Origin of the sequence: Paenibacillus sp. P13VS, assembly GCF_015143645.1 — a bacterium.
Classification (GTDB): Bacteria; Bacillota; Bacilli; order Paenibacillales; family Paenibacillaceae; genus Paenibacillus; species Paenibacillus xylanilyticus_A.
The window spans coordinates 26,737-48,649 of sequence record NZ_WYEV01000005.1; the positions used below are offsets into that span (position 1 = coordinate 26,737).

The following is a 21,913-nucleotide window of genomic DNA, read 5'->3' on the forward strand; positions in this document are numbered from 1 at the left end:
TTCTATGATAAAATATTGTCGTATCTACAAGAAAAGGAGAATCATACCTTGTCGAATCCAGTATACGGGAAATCTAATAAGACGTCGAGACAATTGAATAGTCACTCGACTACGCCACTGCTATGGACATTGACCATAGGACTCATCTTATTTTTACTCTGGTCCTCTTTCCAAGTTGCGTTATTTAATGGGCAATTGCTCCAATACGAGGGCCCCATTTATTGGGCAGTAGTAATTTCAACCCTCCTATTCGTTATTTGGGCAGCTGCCTCTTTCAAGCACATTAAACTAGAAACACAGCAAGATTGGCTTAAAATCGCGGTGATATTACTGCCACTCACCTACGTATTGTCACTCATAAGTGCAGCATCAAAATATCTGGCAGTTAACATGATTCTTATCCAATGTATTTATGCCATGATCTTTGTGATGACTATGTACCTACTAAAAAACAACAAAACCAATCATATCATACAATCTTCCTTAATAGGAATTGCATATGTAATTGTCGGATTTGGATTACTAAATTGGTTTGGTGCTTTTAGTTTTGCGGGCAAGCTAGTTGGGTGGTTCTCATCCGGAGTTGTGAATGGCGTCTATAATCAAACCATCTGGAACGATTCAAACGGTCCTCGACTTGCATCCGTGTTTCAGTATCCTAATACATACGCCGCATTTTTGATGGCTTTCTTGTTTATTACCGTCTTTAGTATGATTCGCGCGAAAAAAGTATACAGCCAAATACTACATGGATTCATGCTTGTACCGATCATTCTGTCCCTACTTTTGACACTTTCTCGGACCGGGCTTGTTATGCTTCCAATTGTATTTGTTATTCTGCTATTGATGTTGAAACCTGCTAAGCAAATCCTGTGTTTTATCTATTTGGGGATAGCTGCAATTGGTACACTGATAGTGTTAAATCCAATAAATACAGCAGGACTTGAATTGCAACAACAGTTCACCAACTCTCTTGCAGTTAAAGGTTGGTTGTATTTAATTGCTGCATCCATGATTGTGGCTCTCGTATGTTGGGTTATCCAGCGTTGGATTGCACCGCGACTGGAGAACGGGCTTCAATCCTGGTCTGCTCGAAAGGGCTCCAGTTTATGGATTCCTCTAGGGTCTGTTATTTTGACAGTCATTGTTGCTGTGCTTCTGCTTGGTACGAGTGTGCGGAACATTTTGCCCGATAGCATTAGCACACGACTTGAAAACATCAATTTTCAACAGCACAGTGTGCTCGAACGGATTACGTTTTATAAAGATGCCACAAAACTATTTGCGGACTATCCAATCATAGGTGCCGGGGGTGGAGCTTGGACCACCTTGTATGAAAAGTATCAGAACAATCCTTATGTCAGCGCTCAAGCTCACAACTTCTTCATGCAGTACCTCGTTGAGGTTGGAATCGTAGGATTTATTATTTTTATGGCATTTATACTCTTTGTTTTCTATCAATATGTGCGTAGCTATATAAAAAGGAATGAGGAAGAGCGCGAATCTCATTTTGTGTACTTCATCCTGTCCATGTCTATTCTGGTATTGAGTATCCTTGATTTCAATATGAGTTATGTCTTTATTGGGATTCTTGTTTTCCTTGGTCTCGGTGGAATGGCTGCTGCGATGGATCCTAAGCCACTGCGTCGATTAAAGCTTAGTGACTCCACAGCACGTGGAATCTACAGCGCGATTGCCGGAGTAACTGTAATTCTCCTACTCATTATATCTGTTCGTTTCCTGCAAGCTAACCATTACGCTTTCGAAGCAAAAGAGGTAGCTCAAGTTAGCCAGGACTTCCAGGAGATCAAAGCTCCACTCGATAAAGATCTTTCTATCCGGAGCACACATACAGATTCATTGCTGATGCTTTCTTCCCTTTATCAACAGGGCTATCAGCAAACCCAGGACGATCAGTTCTATACAGCTTCTGTACAATTGCTCCAAAACGGTCTCAAAGCTGAGCCATTTAATAAGAGCATGGTTAAGCAACTCATGAATTTATACGAACTGAAGGGCGATAGTGACCAAGCTTACGCTCTTCAAAAAGAGTACGCTACAAACTATATCTGGGATATGGATTGGTATGAGACGCTAATCAGCCGTTCGTTCGATCTCGGATATCAGGCACTGGGACAAGGCGATACAGCTAAGAAAGAATCCTACTTCACATCAGGTCTGGATGCTTACCAGCATGTTGTGGATGGTGTAGAACACCTGAAGACTCTCCCTGAAGGACAGCTTCAAGGACAGCCATTCGAGCTTACTCCAACAATGATTCTAAATGCAGGAAAAATGAAATACATGTCAAACGATTCTGCCGGAGCTGTAACGATTCTTAAAGGTGGAATTGCTGAGGATCTGTCCGATGCGACCAACCGCGAAATTGCTCGTTGGTACCTTGCCGCTCTGACGAAAGACGGACAACAGGATCAAGCTGTGTATGATAAGCTTATTGCTGTTGCACCGAATGAGGCCGACGAAATTAAACAGATTGCTGAACTGAACTTCTAATATAAAAATGTCCTAACGATTCTATTAATAAATCATTTCACACTAAAAAAGGTTTGCCCTAGATGGGCAAACCTTTTTTCTCTAATCCTTTAGAAAGTAAGCTAATTCGACGACACGATCTTCTTCAAGTAATCAAGCAAATCACCCCTTAGATCCGGGCGCTGCAGCGCATAATGAATGGTCGTCTCAATAAAGCCTAGCTTCTCCCCAACGTCATGACGCAGACCTTCAAAATGATAGGCAAGGATCTGCCGCTGGTCGTTCAAGCGGGACAAGGCATCCGTTAACTGAATTTCTCCGCCTACACCAGCAGATTGCTGACCAAGAATATCAAAAATATCGGGTGTAAGAATGTAACGTCCCATGATGGCTAAATTCGAAGGTGCATCTTCCGTCTTCGGTTTTTCGATTAAACGACGTGCACGAAATACACGATCATCCGTTGGAGAAACGACCTCTCCGTCCACGATTCCGTAACGGGATACTTCGCCCCAGTCGACCGGTTGTACCCCTACGATCGGGGATTGCAGCTCGTCATAGACTTCCATCATCTGCCCCAAACAAGGTTGCTTCGATTCCACAATGTCATCCCCGAGAAGGACAGCGAACGGTTCGTTCCCGATAAACTTGCGAGCGCACCAGATGGCATGGCCGAGGCCCTTCGGTTCTTTTTGCCGGATATAGTGGATATCTGCCATATCAGAAGGTTTGCGAACTTCGTTGAGCAAGTCCCACTTCTGTTTGCCTGCCAGATTCTGTTCCAGTTCAAACGAATAATCGAAATGGTCCTCGATGGCCCGCTTCCCTTTACCTGTAACGATAATGATATCTTCAATACCTGAAGCTACCGCTTCCTCGATAATGTACTGAATAGTTGGCTTGTCAACGATGGGCAGCATTTCCTTCGGCATGGCCTTGGTTGCAGGCAGAAACCGAGTACCCAGCCCGGCAGCCGGAATAATGGCTTTGCGGATTCTCAGCTGAACCCACTCCTTTGTTAGATAGAGTCATATTTTAATATATTTAATGATGGAAAACTCCAATATGATTGGACTTCATTATACCATCAACAGCTCCCGAATATCCTGCTCGGATAAGGTTGTTGATCCACCATCTCCCGGTTCGATCACTTCCGCAATCAGATCCTTCTTCCGCTGCTGCAGTTCCAGAATCTTCTCTTCAATCGTACCTTCCGTAATCAGACGAATAACCTGCACTACTTGCTTCTGCCCCATCCGGTGGGCACGACCAATGGCCTGTTCCTCCACAGCGGGGTTCCACCACAGATCATATAGAATAACAGTGTCAGCGCCCGTTAAGTTCAGTCCGGTACCGCCAGCTTTCATCGAGATCAGGAATAGCTCACCTTCCCCCTCGTTGAATCTGCGGCACATGTCGACACGGCTCTGAGTCGGTGTCTGCCCATCGAGATAGAACAGATTCCTTCCCTGTGCGGCCAATGTCTGCCGAATCAAGTTCAGCATGCTTGCAAACTGGGAGAAGATCAGAATCCGTTTGCCTGCTGCCAGACAATCCTGAACCGCTTCGAGCAGCTGCTCCATTTTGCCGGAGTCTCCCTGATAGCCCTCCACAAACAGAGCCGGGTGACAGCACAGCTGGCGTAAACGGGTGATGCCTGCGAGTATCTTGATCCGATTCTTCTGGAAACCGTTCTCTTCCATATCCTTGGAGGTCTCATCCTGAAGCTGGGAGAGGTAGGCGGCATACAGTTTCTTCTGCTCCACTGTTAACTCAGAGCGCTGTACCGTCTCAATACGATCCGGCAATTCCTCCAGTACGTCCTTCTTCAGGCGGCGGAGAATGAACGGACGAACCATCCGGGCAATGCGCTCAGGCGGCAGATCCCGGAATCTGCGATAGCTTGGAAACAGACCGGGGAATATGGCTTCGAAGATGGACCACAGCTCATCCAGCGAGTTCTCTACAGGCGTTCCTGTAAGCGCAAAGCGTCGCGGGGCCTGAATCTGCTTGACGGCCTGAGCCGTCTGGGAGGAAGAATTTTTAATCGCCTGAGCCTCGTCCAGGATAAGCGTATGAAAAGTTCTTCCCAGATACATATCCAGATCTCGACGCAGTAATGGATATGACGTTACGATGACATCCGCCTGATTCATGTCTGCCAGCATGTTGGTGCGCTCTTCCTTTTGCCCTGCAGCGATTAGAACGCGTAGATGCGGGGCAAAGCGCGCAAATTCATTTGCCCAGTTGTAGGTCAACGACGCAGGTGCAACGACAAGCACAGGGGGATGAGTCGCTCGGCTTCGAATGGTTAGGCCATCCTGCGATATTCCCGACGCATGGGAATTCCCCCCAAGCCCCACCAGAGACGCTTCATCCCAAGGCAATCCGGTTGCAGGGTCAACCCCTGAATAGGCGGCCTCTGAAGCACCCTCTCGCAAATTTTTCCCGTAACGCTCTGATCTTCCAACATCTCCGTCTAAAATCGGGCTCTCACTTAGTTCAGCCGTGATATACGCGATGCTTTGCAACGTTTTGCCAAGTCCCATATCATCTGCCAGGATCCCGCCAAAGCGATAAAAGGCGAGTGTGCGCAGCCACTGATATCCACTGGCCTGATAATCCCGCAGCACGGAAGCGAGTCCATTCGGCATTGCAAAATCCATCCGCTCGGGATCACGAAGGTCATCCAGGAAACGCTTCAGGGAACCTCCCCATTTCACATGTCCGGAAACCTCATCCCGACCCGGAAGCTGTAACGCTCGAACAGCTGGCAGCCGAATGTAGCTACCTGTGATATCGCCCGCTCCAAGTCCCAGCGAGTCCGCCATGTGGGCGAAGCTGTCAGCTCCTTCATTTTCAAGCGATAGAAAGACACCGCTACGCAAGCGGAAATACGGTTTCTTTTCCACAATGCTGCGCATGATTTCCTGAAGTTCCTGCTCGTTCACGCCTTCCATTTCAAACGAAATCTCCAGCCAGTCCAGACCTTTCCCGAGATCTGCCCGGACTTTGGGAGGGGTTGGGTAGGATTGCATCATGGCCTTTACGGCATTCGGGACATAGATGTCCACCTGTTTCTCCAATTCAGGCACCAAATGATACATCACATCATAGATGGCATCTTCCCGTTCACTTGCCCACACACTGCCTTCCCGTTCCAGGAAGGAACGATCCAGTCGCTCAATCAGATTCCGCTCGGCATGACGATCACGCACCAGGATAACCTTTTTCTCTTCTTCATCGATCAGATACTCCGCCAGCGGGTTAATCACCATTACACCATAATCAAATTCCAGACGCGCAGTGATCCGCTCCCGGTAAAAATCAATATAGAGTTTCGGTGCAAGCTCCGGCTCTGCAATTCGTTCACGTACCTGAGAGTCGATCGACAGATGTCCAAGCGTACGCAGTTCCGGCACCACATGCTGCACGAACTCATCGACTTGCTGAGATGAAATATCGATGCTTTCCTTAATCCCATATGAGGTGAGCGCCCTGCTCAAGTCTTCCAGACTGCGCATCTGCATCGGCTCCAGCATATGAAGTTGTCCTTCGACCACAGCAGCATCATAGGCCGGAAGAAGAATCAACTCGCGTAAACCCGAGATCTCGAGCTGGTACCCCTCATTGTCCCCCTGGGCAATCCGGTAAAACAGAGGCAGTGCACCTTCACCCAATGTGAGCGGCCCGTTCGCGAGACCCGTACCTTCCATCCGGCTGTCGGCCTGAAGCAGCAATTCCAGCAGCGGTTTCCACACCAGCGGCGCAATCAATATATCCCGTCCATCCGAAGCACCCAGATAACCGGAGATGGATTCACGATACGCTTCCTCGCTCTGCCTCATACGAATCAGCATGGATAGAATCTCCTGATCCTGAGGGCTGAAATAATGCATCGAAGGGTCATAGAAAAACAGTTTGGTAAATGACATCGGCTCGCCCTTCTCGACGCAGTTCAGGAATTGCTTCACCTTTTGCACGACGTATAGCCGCTTACTTCCGACCTTAAGCTCCAGTGCGAGCTTGGCTCCTCCTTTGTGAACCTGAACGAGCTTGCATATGAACTGAACCTGAAGCTCTTCCCGCAGCGATGAGCGGGTGACAGGTGCTGTATATTTACGTTCACCGGCATGTAAGGGACTGCGTTCCTTGGCAAACATGGACAGAATCTGGTCAGCTGTGCGGTACGAAGGCTTGTCTGCTGAACGTCCCCAGCCTGGAGCTGAACTTGGACGGCCTGCCTGGGCAAAATGGGCAACCGGTTGATGATCCGCATCAGAAACGGAATTAAGCCCGAAAGCCGAGGATCCATTCTTTTGTGCAAAAGAATGAGATGTTGTACTCGTACTGGAGTCCATATACCGTTTGGAACTTGAACCTTCGTGTCGTTCCGGATAGTCATTCCTAGCCGAGTCTAAGGTTGAAGAAGAGTTGGGACGCTCCCACTCCTTCTCTTCCACCAACGTACCTACTCTGGAACCGGAGCCTATACCAGAGCGAGAAGGATTCCCTGAGGTAGGTTTGGATGATTCCTGCAAAGTACCGGTACCGGCAGCATTAAGCTCCTGCTGCTCACCCCATTCATGAATCGCCAACAGAACCGCTGCGACATGCTTGCAATAGTCATAATACCGGCCATCGCCTGGACAAGTGCAATTTGCCTCAACTTCCCCTTTTTCGTCTAAATCCACCTTCACCTGATATCGTTCCGTGCCACGCACCATGGCTTCATAATAACGCTGATCGTCACTGACAACCAGATTGCTCACCCTGCCGGATTGGTTATAGGCTTCCCCTCGTTTGAATGCCGTGACCCCGCACAGCAATTTGATATCCATCATGGTGAATGGCGCCACGTATTTCGCCTCCTTATGCGTTCTGACGGGTATGAATAACTCCCAATCCACCTGTCCCTTTTACAGAAAAAACCCCAAGAGCTCCGTAAAGCAGAGATTGGGGTTGCTTCATGCTTGTAACCTGTTGCTTACTACTATACTTATCGTCCTAATAGATATAACCTACGATCCGTTTATTTCACCAATTGACCACGCGTAACGCCCAGTTGGTTGGTTGCTTTCAGTGTTTTCCACACTTGTGTACCGCTGATCTCGCCGCGAAGTGCACGGTTGTACAGATCAATAACCTCCATAACCTGCTCCGGCGTCTCTTCCAGGAACTCGACGCGGTAACGGGATACACCCAGGTCCATGAAGTTGGTCAGGTACTCGGCACCCGACTGTTCCACTGCGTTATAAACGGTATTACGGCAGCCTTCATCCACACGTACCGGGTGGGACATGCCAATCCGGTCTTGCAGGGATGCACGCTGTTCTTCACAAGGGCGTCCACAGTTCGTATAATCCGTTCCTTCACTCATAAACGTACAGTACACACAGTGCTCCGTATGGAACATCGGCAGATGCTGATGGATAACCACTTCGGTCTGGCTTGTACGGGAGTTACCCAACAGATCAACCATTTGTTGAATGTTCAGGTCATAAGATGGTGTGATCCAGTCACATCCTGCTTCCAGGAACAGTTCAACAGCCTTATGGTTGGCGATGTTCAATGAGAAGTCACCGATCAGTTCCGGATGATCCGCATCCGGGTTCTCCATCCGGTGGCGCAGGTAGAAGTACAGCGCACCTGTATTACGTACCAGCACAGCGTCCGGCTTCAGACGCAGGATGTTGTTGTGGTATCCGTTCTCGCCAGGCATGTGAATGCGCGGCGTTGCCAAGGCAATCTTGCGGCCAGCAGCATGTACGGCTTCCACGGCTGCCGGGAACTGCTTGATGAATTCGAAGTCGGCGTAGATCATGCCGACACCCGCTTCCAGCGCTGCCTCGACTTGAGGCAGGCTGCGGCAGAGCGCGGTCAGCTCCGCTTGACCGCGAGCCACTGGCGATGCCGGTTTAACCGCATCGCCGTAAACTTCTACCGCCCGTTTCACGTAGACGGGCGGTTTAGGGCGCTCGCCCGCGAGCTGTTCCACCGCCTGACGGCGAATGTTATTCAGCTCGCGCATCGGGATGATGACGTCACCGTGCAGGTTGACGTCAAGCTCTTCCAGCTGGAACACGGTGCCGCCCAGACGTCCGAATTGCTCCTCGAGCAATTCATAGGTCATTGGACGCTTCTGGGCGATGTCCAGTTCCATCTCGGAATCGATCCGGACGGTCGTGCCTTTCTGCACGTCTGTCCACCAAGTGCTGAGCGGCTGCCCAGGGCTGCCGATGACTTTTACTTTTACCGGGAATACACGGTATGGCTTCTCGGTCTCGAAGCTCTGACGCAGACGTTTGTCCAGCGCAGGGTCATTCGTTTTCCACACTTTGTCGCCAACCTTCACGCGGCGCAAGTCCACGTCACTACGACCTGGCACGATGTCCACGATCCAGCCTTCACCGGCTTCGCCTTCAATTTTCACGCCTTTACGACGTACATCGTATACCCGTCCGCCTTCTTCCTTCTGCGTTGGATCACCAGCGTCAAACACGATGCCGTCTCCACGCTTTACCGGTGCGTCCAGCTTCAACACAACACCGTCACGCAGAACTTGATCCACGCGTCCGAGGTAGACACCACGGCTTTTCGGGAATGTACCGTCAACCAGCTGTTTGTTGTTCGTACCGTCCAGGAAACCGTGTGTGAAGCCACGGGAGAAGCTTTGCTGCAGCTCACGGATTTCTTCCTTGCTTGGTGGCGTATTGTCACCGTCGAAGTAACGGTCAATGGCTTTGCGGTATTTGCTAACCACGTTTGCCACGTATTCCGGGGTTTTGAGACGACCTTCGATCTTGAAGGAAGTTACGCCTGCTTCGATCAGTTCCGGCATCAGGTCAATGGCAGCCAGGTCCTTCGGAGACAGCAGGTATGCGACATCACCCATCGGCTTATGCTCTCCGTCGATCATCAAGTCATATGGCAAACGGCAAGCCTGTGCACATTCACCGCGGTTGGCAGAACGTCCGCCCCACATCTCGGAGGTCAGACATTGTCCCGAATACGATACACACAGTGCACCATGCACGAATACTTCCATTGGAAGCTTCGCCTGTTCACCGATCTTCTGAATTTGCTTCAGGTTGTTCTCCCGTCCAAGCACGACACGTTCCATATCAAACGGCTTCGTAAACTCAACCGCTTCCGGTGATGTAATCGTCATTTGAGTGGAACCGTGAATCGGGAAATCCGGTGAGATCTCGCGAATCAGTTTCACCAAGCCCAGATCCTGTACGATCACGGCATCTACGCCAGCATCGACACATGCGTCGATCAGTTCCTTGGCATCCGCCAACTCATTTTCAAAAATCAATATATTAAAGGTCAAGAACCCTTTTACGCCATAACTGTGCAAAAACGCCATAATCTCCGGCAGTTCTTCCATGCGGAAATTGTTCGCGCGTGCCCGTGCATTAAACTTTTCGACTCCGAAGAAAATCGCATCCGCGCCGTTGGCCACCGCCGAACGCATACAATCCCAGTCACCTGCAGGTGCCAGAAGCTCGACGTCTTCTCTTCGTAATGTTGCTGTTTTCATGTAGATCCTCCCCATAACCGGCCTTCGCCGGATTTCATCCCTGTTTCCTCTTACGTTTAGCCTGTACCTTCATCCCGTATGCCTGCATTGTCACTGTATCGCTATATCTATACATTATGTCTGTATTGCCTAATTCCCAAGCCTACAGTCATCTTAATTTATCAGATCAGCAGTCATAACTCCTGAACTAAGATATTGTACCACTTCTGCACTCACTCTTCTACGCTTTCCTGAAAAAACCGTTTACCATTTTCATTTCCATCTGTTCAATTATAATTTTACACTTTACCACTCCGATTGCAGTACCATCTTCCGATCGCTGTTATCCCTGGATTTTTTTGATTCCCTTTATAAAGGGGAAAATCCAGGGATAACGGGGCTTATGCTTCCGATGCAGCTTTCTTTCAGAAAGCTTTCAGCTTCGCTTCTTCAGATTGGTTCTGCGCACTCTTCGTTCCGTGTAATATTGGATTCATTTGATTGAAATAGAAAAACCGGAAGGTCTCAGACCCTCCGGCATTAACTTTATTAGTTTGTAAAAGTAAATGATTTCACCGCTTTTTCCAGTGCTGCAGTCTGCGCATCCGTTTTGTTAGCATCATTCAGTCCCGTTGTGATCGTATACGTCATTCCATTCTGTTCAAAAACAATCTGCTGCCCGGTATACGGTACTCCGTTGTCCAGTTCATGATACGTGAAGGAGAACGCCGGAACACCAGCAATGGTCGTCTCCCCACTGTTCAGCAGCTTGAAGTTTTTCCGCGTTTTCGCGGCTTCCTCATAAGCTTCTCTCAGCTGGCTGACCGTCATTTCGACCGATTGATCCTCGTTCACGCCAATCGAGAACTGGCCACCTGTGAACGTATAAACAACGGGAGAATACTCGAACCGGTCATTATACGCTGTCCAGTAACGCGGAATGTCGACGCTATAATGGTACCGTTTGGACGTGCGTGTTAAAGTCTTCGTTTTATCGGTCAAATACGGATCTTCATCCAGTTGTCCGAAGTTATCGGAGACGGTATCAAAATCAATTACAACACTATTCATCACCCGCTCAAACCATTCCCGATCCTGAGTCTGCTCCTCAGGGAATGTGTATTCGGCGTAATAGCGATAACCGTTCTTCTGCAAAAGTACATCGAACTCCGTCTGCCATCCGTCACCGAAGTTATAACGGAACTCATTGACCTCCGCCGTTTCGCCAGAAACGTCTATGGTATACGAACGAATTGGTTCATAACTTTCAGGTGTGAACGTTTCTCGCATCCACTTGTCCAGTTGACTGCTCCAGTCTTTTACGGTTGCCCCAGCTGGGGCTGAAGTCACGCGCATTTGCAGAAATGCGCCATCCTTGGACTCATAAGTCATCTGAGTATTATCCATGGACCAACCAGCCGGGACACTCAGTTCGATGCCGTAATCGTCATTCCATGCGGAACGCATGCCATTATCGACGGTGGACAGATCCTTGATGGTCCGGTCCGATTGCACGTAGGTAGGCTGGAATGAGTTAAGGAACGCTGCACGTTTGTTCAGATCCTTGTAGTTCAGTGCATCGTAATCCGCCAGGTAAACATCATATTGACGACCATTATTAATGTACTGGCGCATCTCCCATAACATGCCGTCCATATCTTTAACCACGATTCGGGCATAAGGCGTTTTGCCTTTGGCAACGGATTCCCGGTCCAGCACCGTATCCCCCGACTGCTTGGCCTCCTGCACCAGCTGCTGCAGCATGTCATCCGAATCCAGAGCCACATCCTGATCGCTAACATACACCTCAAGGTAGTAGCTGCTGTCCGCCGAGCCAAACGTCATCATCCGCTCCTGCTCACCTGTTTGCAAAACCATCAGATCTGCCGGGTAATTAATGGACCAGCCGTAATAGCTGTTGCCAATTCTTGTTTTGCCTGCGTCGAGATCGATGCCGCCCTCATCTTCATCCACGGAATCATCTGTTTGCAATAATCGGATGACCACTTCCCCGGAACTGCTTGGAGCGAGCGTCGCTCCAATGCCGGCAGCTACCGGACGAAGCGGGACCATAAGCACGCCATTCACCATTTTGGGAGCGGCACCCATTTCCTTTTTGACCCCATCCACCCAGGCAATGGAGCTGCCAACCGTTAAGGTGATCGTATGCGGACCTTCCTTCACCTTGACAACATCATTTTTCTCGAGCCGAATTTCACTGCCAAATGCCTTCTTGAACACACCTACAGGCACCATCGTCACACCCTTAGCCTTATACGGTTTGGCGATCGCTTGCTTGCTGCCGTTGATGTAGGCGCTCGTACTTCCGGCTTGGATCCGCAGCTCATTCGTCGTATATTCAGCTGCCCATACAGGCATGACAGCACCCATGGTCAGCATCCCGGTCAACACCCCTGTGCTCAGCACACGTAAAAATGACTTCTTCATTCCGTTCCATCGTCCTCTCTGATCCGGGTCGTTCACCGGGCTTTATTGTTCTTCATCTACCGGAAACAGCTCTGTATCCTCATCTTGGATATCTGCACGATCCGCAAGCACCAATGTACGTGTGACAATATCACCATCGGATTGCATTAGCAGTTTCACCTTTTGCCCGGGTACATATTTCTTGAGCAGCTCATTAATATCCACAACGGAAGAGACACGCGTACCCGCTATGCTGTATAACACGTCTCCTTCCTGGATCTTGGCTTTCTTCGCTTCACTGGACAGCACGCCCGTGATCGTCAATGGATCATCCGTAGGCAGACCCACAATCGCAGACCAGCTCTCTTCGAGCTGCAGACCGAGGCTTGCCCGTTTGATTTTGCCGTATTCAAAAAACTGATTGATAATATATTGAACGGTATCTACAGGAATCGAAAATCCCATATTCTCGACACCCACCGCTGAAAACTTCATGGAATTAATGCCCACAACCTCCCCCTTGAGGTTAACGAGAGGTCCTCCGCTGTTCCCCGGGTTAATGGCTGTATCCGTCTGAATTAATCGATAGGTTGCCTCCACTCCGCGATTCAGGCCGCTAATGACCCCCACGGTTGCCGAGTTTCGCAGGGAGAAGGAGATGGGTGTACCAATAGCAACAACCGTCTCGCCGACTGAAGTTTGGGAAGCTTTGGCGAACGTCGCTGGTTTAAGCGATTTGGCATTAATTTTGATGAGAGCCAGGTCACTCAGTGGATCGCTGTATTTTTTCGTAATTTTATATGTATTACCATCGGTCGTCACAACCAAGGCGTTGCTTAGTCCATCCATCACGTGTGCGTTGGTCACAATCCAGCCATTGGAGCGTATAATCACACCGGTCCCATGAGCCAGGTTATAGCGGTCTGTCGTGACCCCTTCCTGCCCTGCATCCGCTTTGCCAATGATACCAACAACAGATGGTGACACCTTCTCGATGACTTTAGGAATGGCTTCATTCCCCTTGTACTGATAGGTTCCTGTTTTTGCATCATACTGGCCATTCCCACCCATGGACTTAACCAGATCAGCTGCACTGACATACACTTGTCCGTCAACAACTTTGGCCTTCATGCCAGCTGCCTGCTCTGCTGCCCCAGCCGTAGACGCAACACTCACCCCGAGTACAGCAGCCATACACACCGCCATGCATTTTTTTTCCAACGATCTCATCTTTTCACCTAACCCTCTCCATATATCCTCCGTTATGCGACATCCTAGCATCCAACTCTATGGATTTCTTGTCTCTATCATCTGCTATACCGGTATCCTCCAATTTAACATACATATTCTTCCTGTACAAATGTTTTCAGTCCTACTTTTACTCGGAAAAACATGGCTTCACACATACCCACCAGTACACAAAAAAACACCCTCCGCCATGACCCAGGAAAGTGTTTTGTCTGTTTCCTCTACTATTTTCTGAACACCCTAACTAAACCAGTTCTTAATCATTGCATAGTCCGTCATTAGGAAGACAAGCAGACTGACTACTGCAAATCCGATCGCAAACAGATTCTTCTTCGGTGCTCGAAGAAGACGAACTACACCAATAAAAATAATGATTGTAAACAGAATGACAAAAATATCAAATGCATTAAAATTGGATGTACTCGCCGTGGCAGCTTCTGCAAACAGCATGGATAGACAGACCCCCTCACCATAGTTGAACAGCTAACGCATACCCTAATATCTTCCTCTATGTTATCTGTCCCCTGCTAGTAATGCAAGCCCTATCATCCAGAAAAATGAAAAAAATCCAGTTCAGACTCAGGTTGCTGTAATGCCTGCCCTACCTCATATGTAAACACTTTCAATGAAATAAACTATTATGCTAACTTCATTGAAAAAGGAATAACCCCTCTTTTGAATGGAGCAAGGCACTCATCGGAAAATAAATACCTCGCCCTTCATCAAAAGAAGGGTTATTGATTATAGAGATATCCACCCTAGTTAGCTAATCCACAATTTACGTTCCAGCTCGGCTTGTCGCCAAGACACAGATAAGTAAATGATATATGAATCTGAATCAAGTAGGGTGGATGGTCACTATGTTTTCATTTCATTTCAACGAACAATACTGTGCTACCTACTCCGTCAATTGCAGCGTTTTGCTTCGTTCCGTATCGCGTTCCAATACCGGTTTAAGGTACCTGCCTGTATACGAGGCTTCCACCTTAATAATATCCTCTGGTGTCCCTGTCGCCACAATCGTTCCGCCACCACTACCACCTTCAGGACCCAGATCCACGATATAATCAGCGGTTTTGATAACATCGAGATTATGCTCGATCACGAGTACCGATTCACCGGAATCCACCAGACGGTGGAGCACATTAAGCAGACGATCAATATCATCGACATGCAGACCTGTAGTAGGCTCGTCCAGAATGTAGATTGTTTTGCCTGTACTGCGACGATATAGCTCGGAAGCAAGCTTCACACGCTGTGCTTCACCACCAGACAAGGTCGTTGCAGGTTGACCAAGGTTAATATACCCCAGACCTACATCAAGCAATGTCTGCATTTTGCGATGAATCTTCGGAATGTTCTCGAAAAATTGTGTAGCATCTTCAACTGTCATTTCGAGTACATCTGCAATATTTTTGTTTTTATATTTAACTTCTAGGGTTTCCCGGTTGTACCGTTTCCCTTTGCAGACTTCACAAGGGACGTAGACATCGGGCAGGAAGTGCATCTCGATCTTGATAATTCCATCTCCGCGGCAAGCTTCACAGCGTCCACCCTTGATGTTGAAGCTGAACCGGCCCTTTTTGTAACCACGAACTTTTGCTTCATTTGTCTGTGCAAACAGATCACGGATATCATCAAAGACACCGGTGTACGTAGCCGGGTTGGAACGCGGTGTACGGCCGATTGGCGACTGGTCGATATCGATGACTTTATCAATATGTTCCAGACCCCGGATCTCTTTGTGCTGGCCGGGACGCACACGTGCACGGTTCAGATCCCGTGCGAGCGTTTTGTACAGAATTTCATTAATCAGTGTCGATTTACCTGATCCGGATACCCCTGTGACTGCAGTAAATACACCCACCGGAATTTTAACATTCAGATTCTTCAGATTATTTTCCTTGGCCCCGCGCACTTCCAACCACCGATCTCCTACGCTGCGGCGTTCCGTCCGTACAGGAATAAACTTGCGTCCGCTAAGGTACTGCCCCGTCAGCGAGTTCTCGTCATTCATGATCTCTTCCGGTGTACCCTGTGACATGACGGTACCGCCATGAATACCCGCGCCTGGGCCGATGTCGATAATGTAGTCGGCTGCCAGCATCGTGTCTTCATCATGCTCCACGACAATCAGCGTATTACCGATATCCCGCATGTGAGCAAGTGTGGAAATCAGACGATCATTATCCCGTTGATGCAGACCGATACTTGGCTCATCGAGAATGTACAGCACACCCATCAGACTGGAACCAATCTGGGTAGCGAGACGAATCCGCTGGGCTTCACCACCGGACAATGTTCCGGCAGCACGGCTCAAGGTCAGATAATCCAGACCGACATTGACCAGGAAGCCAAGACGGCTGTTAATTTCCTTCAGAATCAGTTTAGCAATGGCTTGTTCCTTCTCGGTAAGCTGCAGCGATTCGAAGAAACGTCCTGCTTCCCCGATGGACAGGCCGGTTACATATGCCATGTTGTGGTCATTGATGGTAACAGCCAAGCTTTCCCGTTTCAATCGGTTTCCTTTGCAGGTACCACAAGGCTTCGCACTCATGTACCCTTCAATAAACTCTCGGATCCCCTCGGATGCCGTCTCACGATAACGACGTTCCAGGTTATTAACGATTCCTTCAAAGGTCACCATGGCTTCCTTGCGCTGCCCAAAATCATTCTCGTAACGGAAACGGACCTTCTCCGAACCTGTACCATTCAACAGCTTGTTCATCTGATCCGCTGGCAGATCCTCTACAGGTACATCCTGTGGAATATTAAAGTGCTCGCATACTGACTTCAGGAACTGCGGATAATACGTGGACGTACCGCCTGTCCAGGCATCAAACGCACCTTCTTCAATCGTTTTGCTGCGATCCGGAACGAGCAGATCCGGGTCTACGATCATTTTCACACCCAGTCCATCACAATCAGGGCAAGCTCCGAACGGACTGTTGAAGGAGAACATCCGTGGCGCGAGTTCTTCAATACTGAACCCGCAAACCGGGCAAGCAAAGTTGGAACTGAAGCGAAGTTCTTCTTCACCCATGATATCTACTAGCAATTGTCCTCCGGATAGATTAAGTGCCGTTTCAATGGAATCAGCCAGACGTGCTTGTACATCTTCCTTCACTACGATCCGGTCTACGACCACTTCAATCGTGTGTTTTTTATTTTTCTCCAGCTGAATATCTTCTGACAAATCACGCAGTTCTCCATTCACCCGCACACGGACGAAGCCTTGCTTGGATACGTCGGCAAACACACTTTTGTGCTCGCCCTTACGGCCGGAGATAATCGGTGCCAAGATCTGCAACCGGGTGCGTTCCGGGTACTGCATTACGCGGTCTACCATCTGCTCTACGGTCTGGGATGTAATCTCTACACCATGGTCCGGACAGTGAGGATGTCCCACACGTGCAAACAACAAACGCAGGTAGTCATAGATCTCCGTAACCGTTCCTACCGTGGAACGCGGGTTGCGGCTTGTTGTTTTTTGGTCAATGGAAATGGCTGGTGACAGGCCCTCGATCGAGTCGACATCCGGTTTTTCCATCTGCCCGAGAAACTGGCGTGCATAAGCAGATAATGATTCCACATAACGCCGCTGTCCTTCTGCATAGATCGTATCAAAAGCCAGCGAGGACTTGCCTGAGCCACTCAGACCGGTCAATACGACAAAACGGTCACGCGGGATGGTAATATCAATGTTCTTTAGGTTGTGCGCTCGCGCACCTTTAATGACAATGTTCTCGCTCGCCAATGGTTATCCATCCTCTCAATAATGTAATTCCAACCTTTTTAAAAGGCTTTTCAAGCGTTTCGATCCCACCCAAACCCTCCCTTCCAAGGGAGGGCCCCATAGGGCGCAGCCCTCTGGACACCCGAAACAGGCTGTGCTTGGTGTGGGGTCGGGTCTTGCTATGTGAAGGTATGTCGTGTGCCCGCAGCTTCTTCCAGGATTCCGGCCTGCTGCCGGTCTCTTGGAAGGCTGCTCTACTGCGAGAGGGCGCTCACGGCTTCGCCCCGCTCGCGGTAAGTCGCCATTGCCTTTGGCTCGGCTCCACTGAACACCAAGACGCTCACGGCTCCGCCTCGCTCGCGGTATGTCGCCATTGCCTTTGGCTCGGCTCCACTAAACACCAAGCGCTCACTGCTTTGCCTCGCTCGCGGTAGGTCGCCATTGCCTTTGGCTCGGCTCCAATGAACACCAAGACGCTAACGGCCCTGCCTCGTTCGCGGTGGTCACCATTGCCTTTGGCTCGGCTCCCCTCTACACGACTTCCAAATGCTCTCCTATAAACCTTTTAACCAATTCAACATTTCTATCAGTATAGACCTGATTCCAGGTTTTCAACATGACTAATTATCGGTCATTCCTTGCCGGTTCTTTACTCAACAAGAGAACGGCCAACTGGCCGTTCTCTTGTTGCATATCTATTTATCAATTTACTCCGCTCGCAGCTCCAGCAACGCATCGCGAAGCTCTGCTGCACGCTCAAACTGCAAGTTCTTCGCGGCGTCTTTCATCTCAGCCTCAAGACGCTGAATAAGCGACTGCCGCTCCTTCTTCGACATCTTCTCGGCAGCGCCTGTAAGATACTCGTTCTTGGATTCGGCAACCTTGGTTGCCTCGATCACATCACGCACTTTTTTGCGGATCGTCTGAGGAGTAATTCCATGCTTCTCGTTATATGCTATTTGAATTTCACGACGTCGTTCGGTCTCTTTTATTGCTTTATCCATCGAATCGGTCACTTTATCTCCGTACAAAATAACCTTACCGTCGCTGTTCCGTGCCGCCCGGCCGATCGTTTGAATCAGGGAGCGTTCGGAACGAAGGAAACCTTCCTTGTCGGCATCCAGGATGGCAACAAGTGAAACCTCCGGTAAATCCAGACCTTCTCTGAGCAAGTTGATCCCGATAAGCACATGGAATGTTCCCAGCCTCAAATCACGCAGAATTGCCATACGTTCCAATGTCTTAATCTCAGAGTGCAGATAGCGCACCTTGATACCAATTTCCTTCAGGTAATCCGTCAGATCTTCGGACATCTTCTTCGTCAGCGTTGTAATAAGCACACGTTCGTCCTTGGCAATCCGATCATTAATCTCGCCGATCAAGTCATCGATCTGTCCCTTCGTTGGACGAAGTTCGATGACCGGATCAAGCAGACCGGTTGGACGAATAATCTGCTGCACCATCGTATCCGTATGCTCAATCTCATACGGTCCTGGCGTTGCCGATACGTAGATGATCTGGTTCATCTTCTCTTCAAACTCTTCGAATTTTAGCGGACGGTTATCCAGTGCTGACGGCAGGCGGAATCCGTGATCCACCAGAACAGTCTTCCGAGCCTGGTCACCGTTGTACATGGCACGGATCTGCGGCAGAGTCACGTGGGACTCATCGACAACGATCAGCATGTCGTCCGGGAAGTAATCCAGCAGCGTGTAAGGCGTATCACCTCGTTCACGGAATGTCAGCGGACCTGAATAGTTCTCGATCCCCGAACAGAATCCAACTTCCTTCATCATCTCGATATCGTAACGTGTACGCTGCTCCAGTCGCTGCGCCTCCAGCAGTTTGCCTTGTTCGCGCAGTACTTCAAGCCGCTCTTCCAGTTCACGCTCAATGTTGACAAGTGCAACCCGCATCGTTTCTTCCTGGGTTACGAAGTGAGATGCCGGGAAGATCGCAATATGATCGCGCTCACCGATCAGTTCTCCGGTTAACACGTCAATTTCCGTAATTTTCTCAATCTCGTCTCCGAAGAGCTCTACCCGAATGGCATGTTCACCCTTGGATGCCGGGAAAATCTCTACGACGTCGCCACGTACACGGAATGTTCCCCGTACGAAGTTGATGTCATTTCGCTGATATTGAATCTCAACCAATCGGGACAAGATCTGATTACGCGGCTTCTCCATGCCTACGCGCAGTGACAGCAACATGCTAGAGTAGTCATGCGGAGATCCCAAACCGTAGATACAGGACACACTCGCTACAATGATGACATCCCGGCGTTCAAACAGCGAACTGGTCGCGGCGTGACGCAGCTTGTCAATCTCCTCGTTGATGCTGGAGTCCTTCTCGATATACGTATCGGAAGACGGAATATATGCTTCTGGCTGATAGTAATCGTAGTAACTGACAAAATACTCAACCATGTTGTTTGGAAAGAATTCTTTAAATTCACTCGCAAGCTGTGCTGCCAGCGTTTTATTGTGGGCAATAATCAGCGTGGGACGTTGCAGCTTGGCAATCGTCTGCGCAATCGTGAAGGTTTTACCCGTTCCCGTTGCACCCAGCAGCGTCTGATATCTTTTCCCTTCCTGAACACCCTGCACCAGTTCTTCAATGGCAGCAGGCTGGTCACCTTGGGGAGAAAACTCGGACTCGATCTCGAACGTTTTGTCGCTCATTATAATATCGCTCATTGCCGTATCTCACCCTATCGTCTAAAATAATAGTCACTATATATTGTCGAAGTTCCCCGAATTTTCATATGGGAAAACTTATAGTAATAGGAATATTTGTTCCCGTATAATTATACCTCGTTCGTACATGTGATGCAAACGTGAAGTAAAGACAGGAGTGGGTTAATTTATGGATATTGCGACACTTATCGGCATTATTGCCGGGATTGCCGCAGTGATCAGCGGTTTTTTGTGGGAAGGCGGCCAATTGTCCGGCCTCGTGCAAAAAACAGCTGCTCTGATTGTATTCGGTGGAACAATTGCTGCAGTGGTTGCCAGCTTCCCGTCTCATCGGCTGCGCACCATTCCGGCAGCACTGCGCATGGCTTTTGGTCGGAATGACAATGATCCGCGCAAGTGGATGGAAGAATTGGTGGACATGTCCTCCATTGCCCGCCGTTCAGGTGTGCTTGCCCTGGAACGCCAGGTGATGGATCATCCGCATCCATTTCTGAAAGACGGTATCCAGATGGTTGTCGATGGCACCGATCAGGATGTAATCCGTCAGATCATGGAGCTGGAGATTGATTCCGTAGAACAGAAGCACGAGGGCTATGCCAAAATCTTCGAGTCCGCCGGAGGATACGCTCCAACCATGGGTATTATCGGTACAGTCATGGGACTGATTCAGGTTCTAGGCAGCCTGACGGATCCTACCGGACTGGGCCCGGCCATTGCGGTAGCCTTTACCGCAACCTTATACGGGGTAGCCAGTGCCAATCTTATCTTTCTGCCCATTGCCTCCAAAATTAAGTCCAGAGGTGCTGAAGATATTCAGATGATGGAGATGCTGCTTGAAGGTGTGCTCGCCATTCAGAATGGGGAGAATCCTCATCTTGTACGGAAACGGCTTGAGTCCTTCACGCTCACACATCGTCAAATCTCACGTCCTGTAATGAAGGAGGGATTGGATGAGTCGGCGCAGTAGAAGGCGCGGAAAACGTGAACCTGGTGACCATCGGGATCGATGGATGATTACCTATGCCGATCTCATTACGCTGCTGCTGATCTTTTTTGTCATCATGTACGCCATGAGCAATCTGGACTCCGGCAAATACGACGTGGTAACCCAATCACTGCAAAATACATTTAATCAATCTGATTCCATTCTTGACCTTGGCAATGGAGTTGATGAAACCGCAGGTCATACTATCACTGAAGTCCCTCCAACTGAGGTCCAGGGCGAAGATACAACATCTCCCGAAGAAGGTCAGCCACTAACTGAGCGGGAAGAACAGTTTCGATCCCAGGAAGAGGAGCTGCAGAATCTGTTCAATGTGATTACCCAGTATATCGAAGATAATAAACTGGAAAATCAGATTTTTGTAGCAGATAATCCGCAGGGGATCTCCATCACCCTGAGTGACCGCTTTCTGTTCGATCAGGGACAGGCCGCCCTCAAAAGTGACGCTGCACCTACACTCAGCAAGCTCGCAAGCCTGTTTCGTGACCTGAGCACTGTCGTCAGCATCGAGGGACACACCGACAATGTGCCTGTCGGCGCGAATTCCACATACAAAGATAACTGGGAGCTCTCCGGTGAGCGCGCACTGTCTGTACTGCGGTTTTTCCTGGACAAAGAAAATCTGGACCCTGACGGATTTCAATACGCAGGCTATGCAGACACACGTCCCACAGGTGATAATTCCACTGCAGCCGGCAGGCAAAAGAACCGCCGGGTCGAAATCACCGTACTGCGTCAGCTGCAACCCCAAACCTAAGTGCCAATCGGACGAGGCATCCCGT

General features: G+C 49.3%; 11 protein-coding genes. 3 read left to right on the plus strand and 8 right to left on the minus strand.

Features of this window, described 5'->3' with window-relative positions; all coding sequences use genetic code 11:
• The first annotated feature begins 48 nt into the window (after positions 1–48).
• Entirely contained in the window at positions 49–2,514 is a 2,466-nt protein-coding gene (locus tag GUA98_RS14000; RefSeq protein ID WP_193723465.1) for an O-antigen ligase family protein, read from the plus strand.
• A 101-nt stretch (positions 2,515–2,615) separates the two neighbouring features.
• Here GUA98_RS14000 and galU read toward each other — a convergent pair whose 3' ends face one another.
• The 8 genes from galU to uvrB form a co-directional block, all read right to left on the minus strand.
• Positions 2,616–3,494 (minus strand): UTP--glucose-1-phosphate uridylyltransferase GalU, encoded by an 879-nt coding sequence (gene galU / locus GUA98_RS14005; RefSeq protein ID WP_193723713.1) that lies wholly within the window; start codon positions 3,492–3,494, stop codon positions 2,616–2,618.
• Positions 3,495–3,572: 78 nt separating this feature from the next.
• On the minus strand, positions 3,573–7,352 hold the full coding sequence (locus GUA98_RS14010) for an SNF2 helicase associated domain-containing protein (RefSeq protein ID WP_193723466.1): 3,780 nt from the start codon (positions 7,350–7,352) through the stop codon (positions 3,573–3,575).
• Positions 7,353–7,525: 173 nt separating this feature from the next.
• On the minus strand, positions 7,526–10,039 hold the full coding sequence (locus tag GUA98_RS14015) for a U32 family peptidase (RefSeq protein ID WP_183526814.1): 2,514 nt from the start codon (positions 10,037–10,039) through the stop codon (positions 7,526–7,528).
• Positions 10,040–10,567: 528 nt separating this feature from the next.
• On the minus strand, positions 10,568–12,466 hold the full coding sequence (locus tag GUA98_RS14020; RefSeq protein ID WP_193723467.1) for a stalk domain-containing protein: 1,899 nt from the start codon (positions 12,464–12,466) through the stop codon (positions 10,568–10,570).
• 42 nt (positions 12,467–12,508) lie between these two features.
• The gene (locus GUA98_RS14025; RefSeq protein WP_193723468.1) at positions 12,509–13,675 is read right to left on the minus strand and encodes a S1C family serine protease; all 1,167 of its coding nucleotides are present in this window, start codon (positions 13,673–13,675) and stop codon (positions 12,509–12,511) included.
• Between the two features lie 258 nt (positions 13,676–13,933).
• Positions 13,934–14,143: a DUF2759 family protein gene (locus GUA98_RS14030; RefSeq protein ID WP_095291462.1), complete on the minus strand. Its 210-nt coding sequence runs from the start codon at positions 14,141–14,143 to the stop codon at positions 13,934–13,936.
• A gap of 448 nt (positions 14,144–14,591) precedes the next feature.
• Positions 14,592–17,450, minus strand: coding sequence for an excinuclease ABC subunit UvrA (uvrA, locus tag GUA98_RS14035; protein ID WP_193723469.1), 2,859 nt, complete (start codon positions 17,448–17,450; stop codon positions 14,592–14,594).
• Positions 17,451–18,136: 686 nt separating this feature from the next.
• Entirely contained in the window at positions 18,137–20,128 is a 1,992-nt protein-coding gene (gene uvrB, locus GUA98_RS14040) for an excinuclease ABC subunit UvrB (protein WP_095291456.1), read from the minus strand.
• 169 nt (positions 20,129–20,297) lie between these two features.
• Here uvrB and GUA98_RS14045 point away from each other — a divergent pair, with 169 nt between their 5' ends.
• Positions 20,298–21,095, plus strand: a complete 798-nt coding sequence (locus tag GUA98_RS14045; protein WP_095359886.1) for a flagellar motor protein — start codon at positions 20,298–20,300, stop codon at positions 21,093–21,095.
• On the plus strand, positions 21,079–21,888 hold the full coding sequence (locus GUA98_RS14050) for a flagellar motor protein MotB (RefSeq protein WP_127540965.1): 810 nt from the start codon (positions 21,079–21,081) through the stop codon (positions 21,886–21,888). The genes GUA98_RS14045 and GUA98_RS14050 overlap by 17 nt, the downstream gene beginning before the upstream one ends.
• The last annotated feature ends 25 nt before the right edge of the window (positions 21,889–21,913 follow it).

Bases quoted from the DNA above. Each gene is read 5' to 3' on its own strand.
- GUA98_RS14015 (WP_183526814.1), bottom strand. From the start codon at position 10,039: ATGAAAACAGCAACATTACGAAGAGAAGACGTCGAGCTTCTGGCACCT.
- GUA98_RS14020 (WP_193723467.1), bottom strand. From the start codon at position 12,466: ATGAAGAAGTCATTTTTACGTGTGCTGAGCACAGGGGTGTTGACCGGG.
- GUA98_RS14025 (WP_193723468.1), bottom strand. From the start codon at position 13,675: ATGAGATCGTTGGAAAAAAAATGCATGGCGGTGTGTATGGCTGCTGTA.
- GUA98_RS14030 (WP_095291462.1), bottom strand. From the start codon at position 14,143: ATGCTGTTTGCAGAAGCTGCCACGGCGAGTACATCCAATTTTAATGCA.
- uvrB (WP_095291456.1), bottom strand. From the start codon at position 20,128: ATGAGCGATATTATAATGAGCGACAAAACGTTCGAGATCGAGTCCGAG.
- GUA98_RS14045 (WP_095359886.1), top strand. From the start codon at position 20,298: ATGGATATTGCGACACTTATCGGCATTATTGCCGGGATTGCCGCAGTG.
- GUA98_RS14050 (WP_127540965.1), top strand. From the start codon at position 21,079: ATGAGTCGGCGCAGTAGAAGGCGCGGAAAACGTGAACCTGGTGACCAT.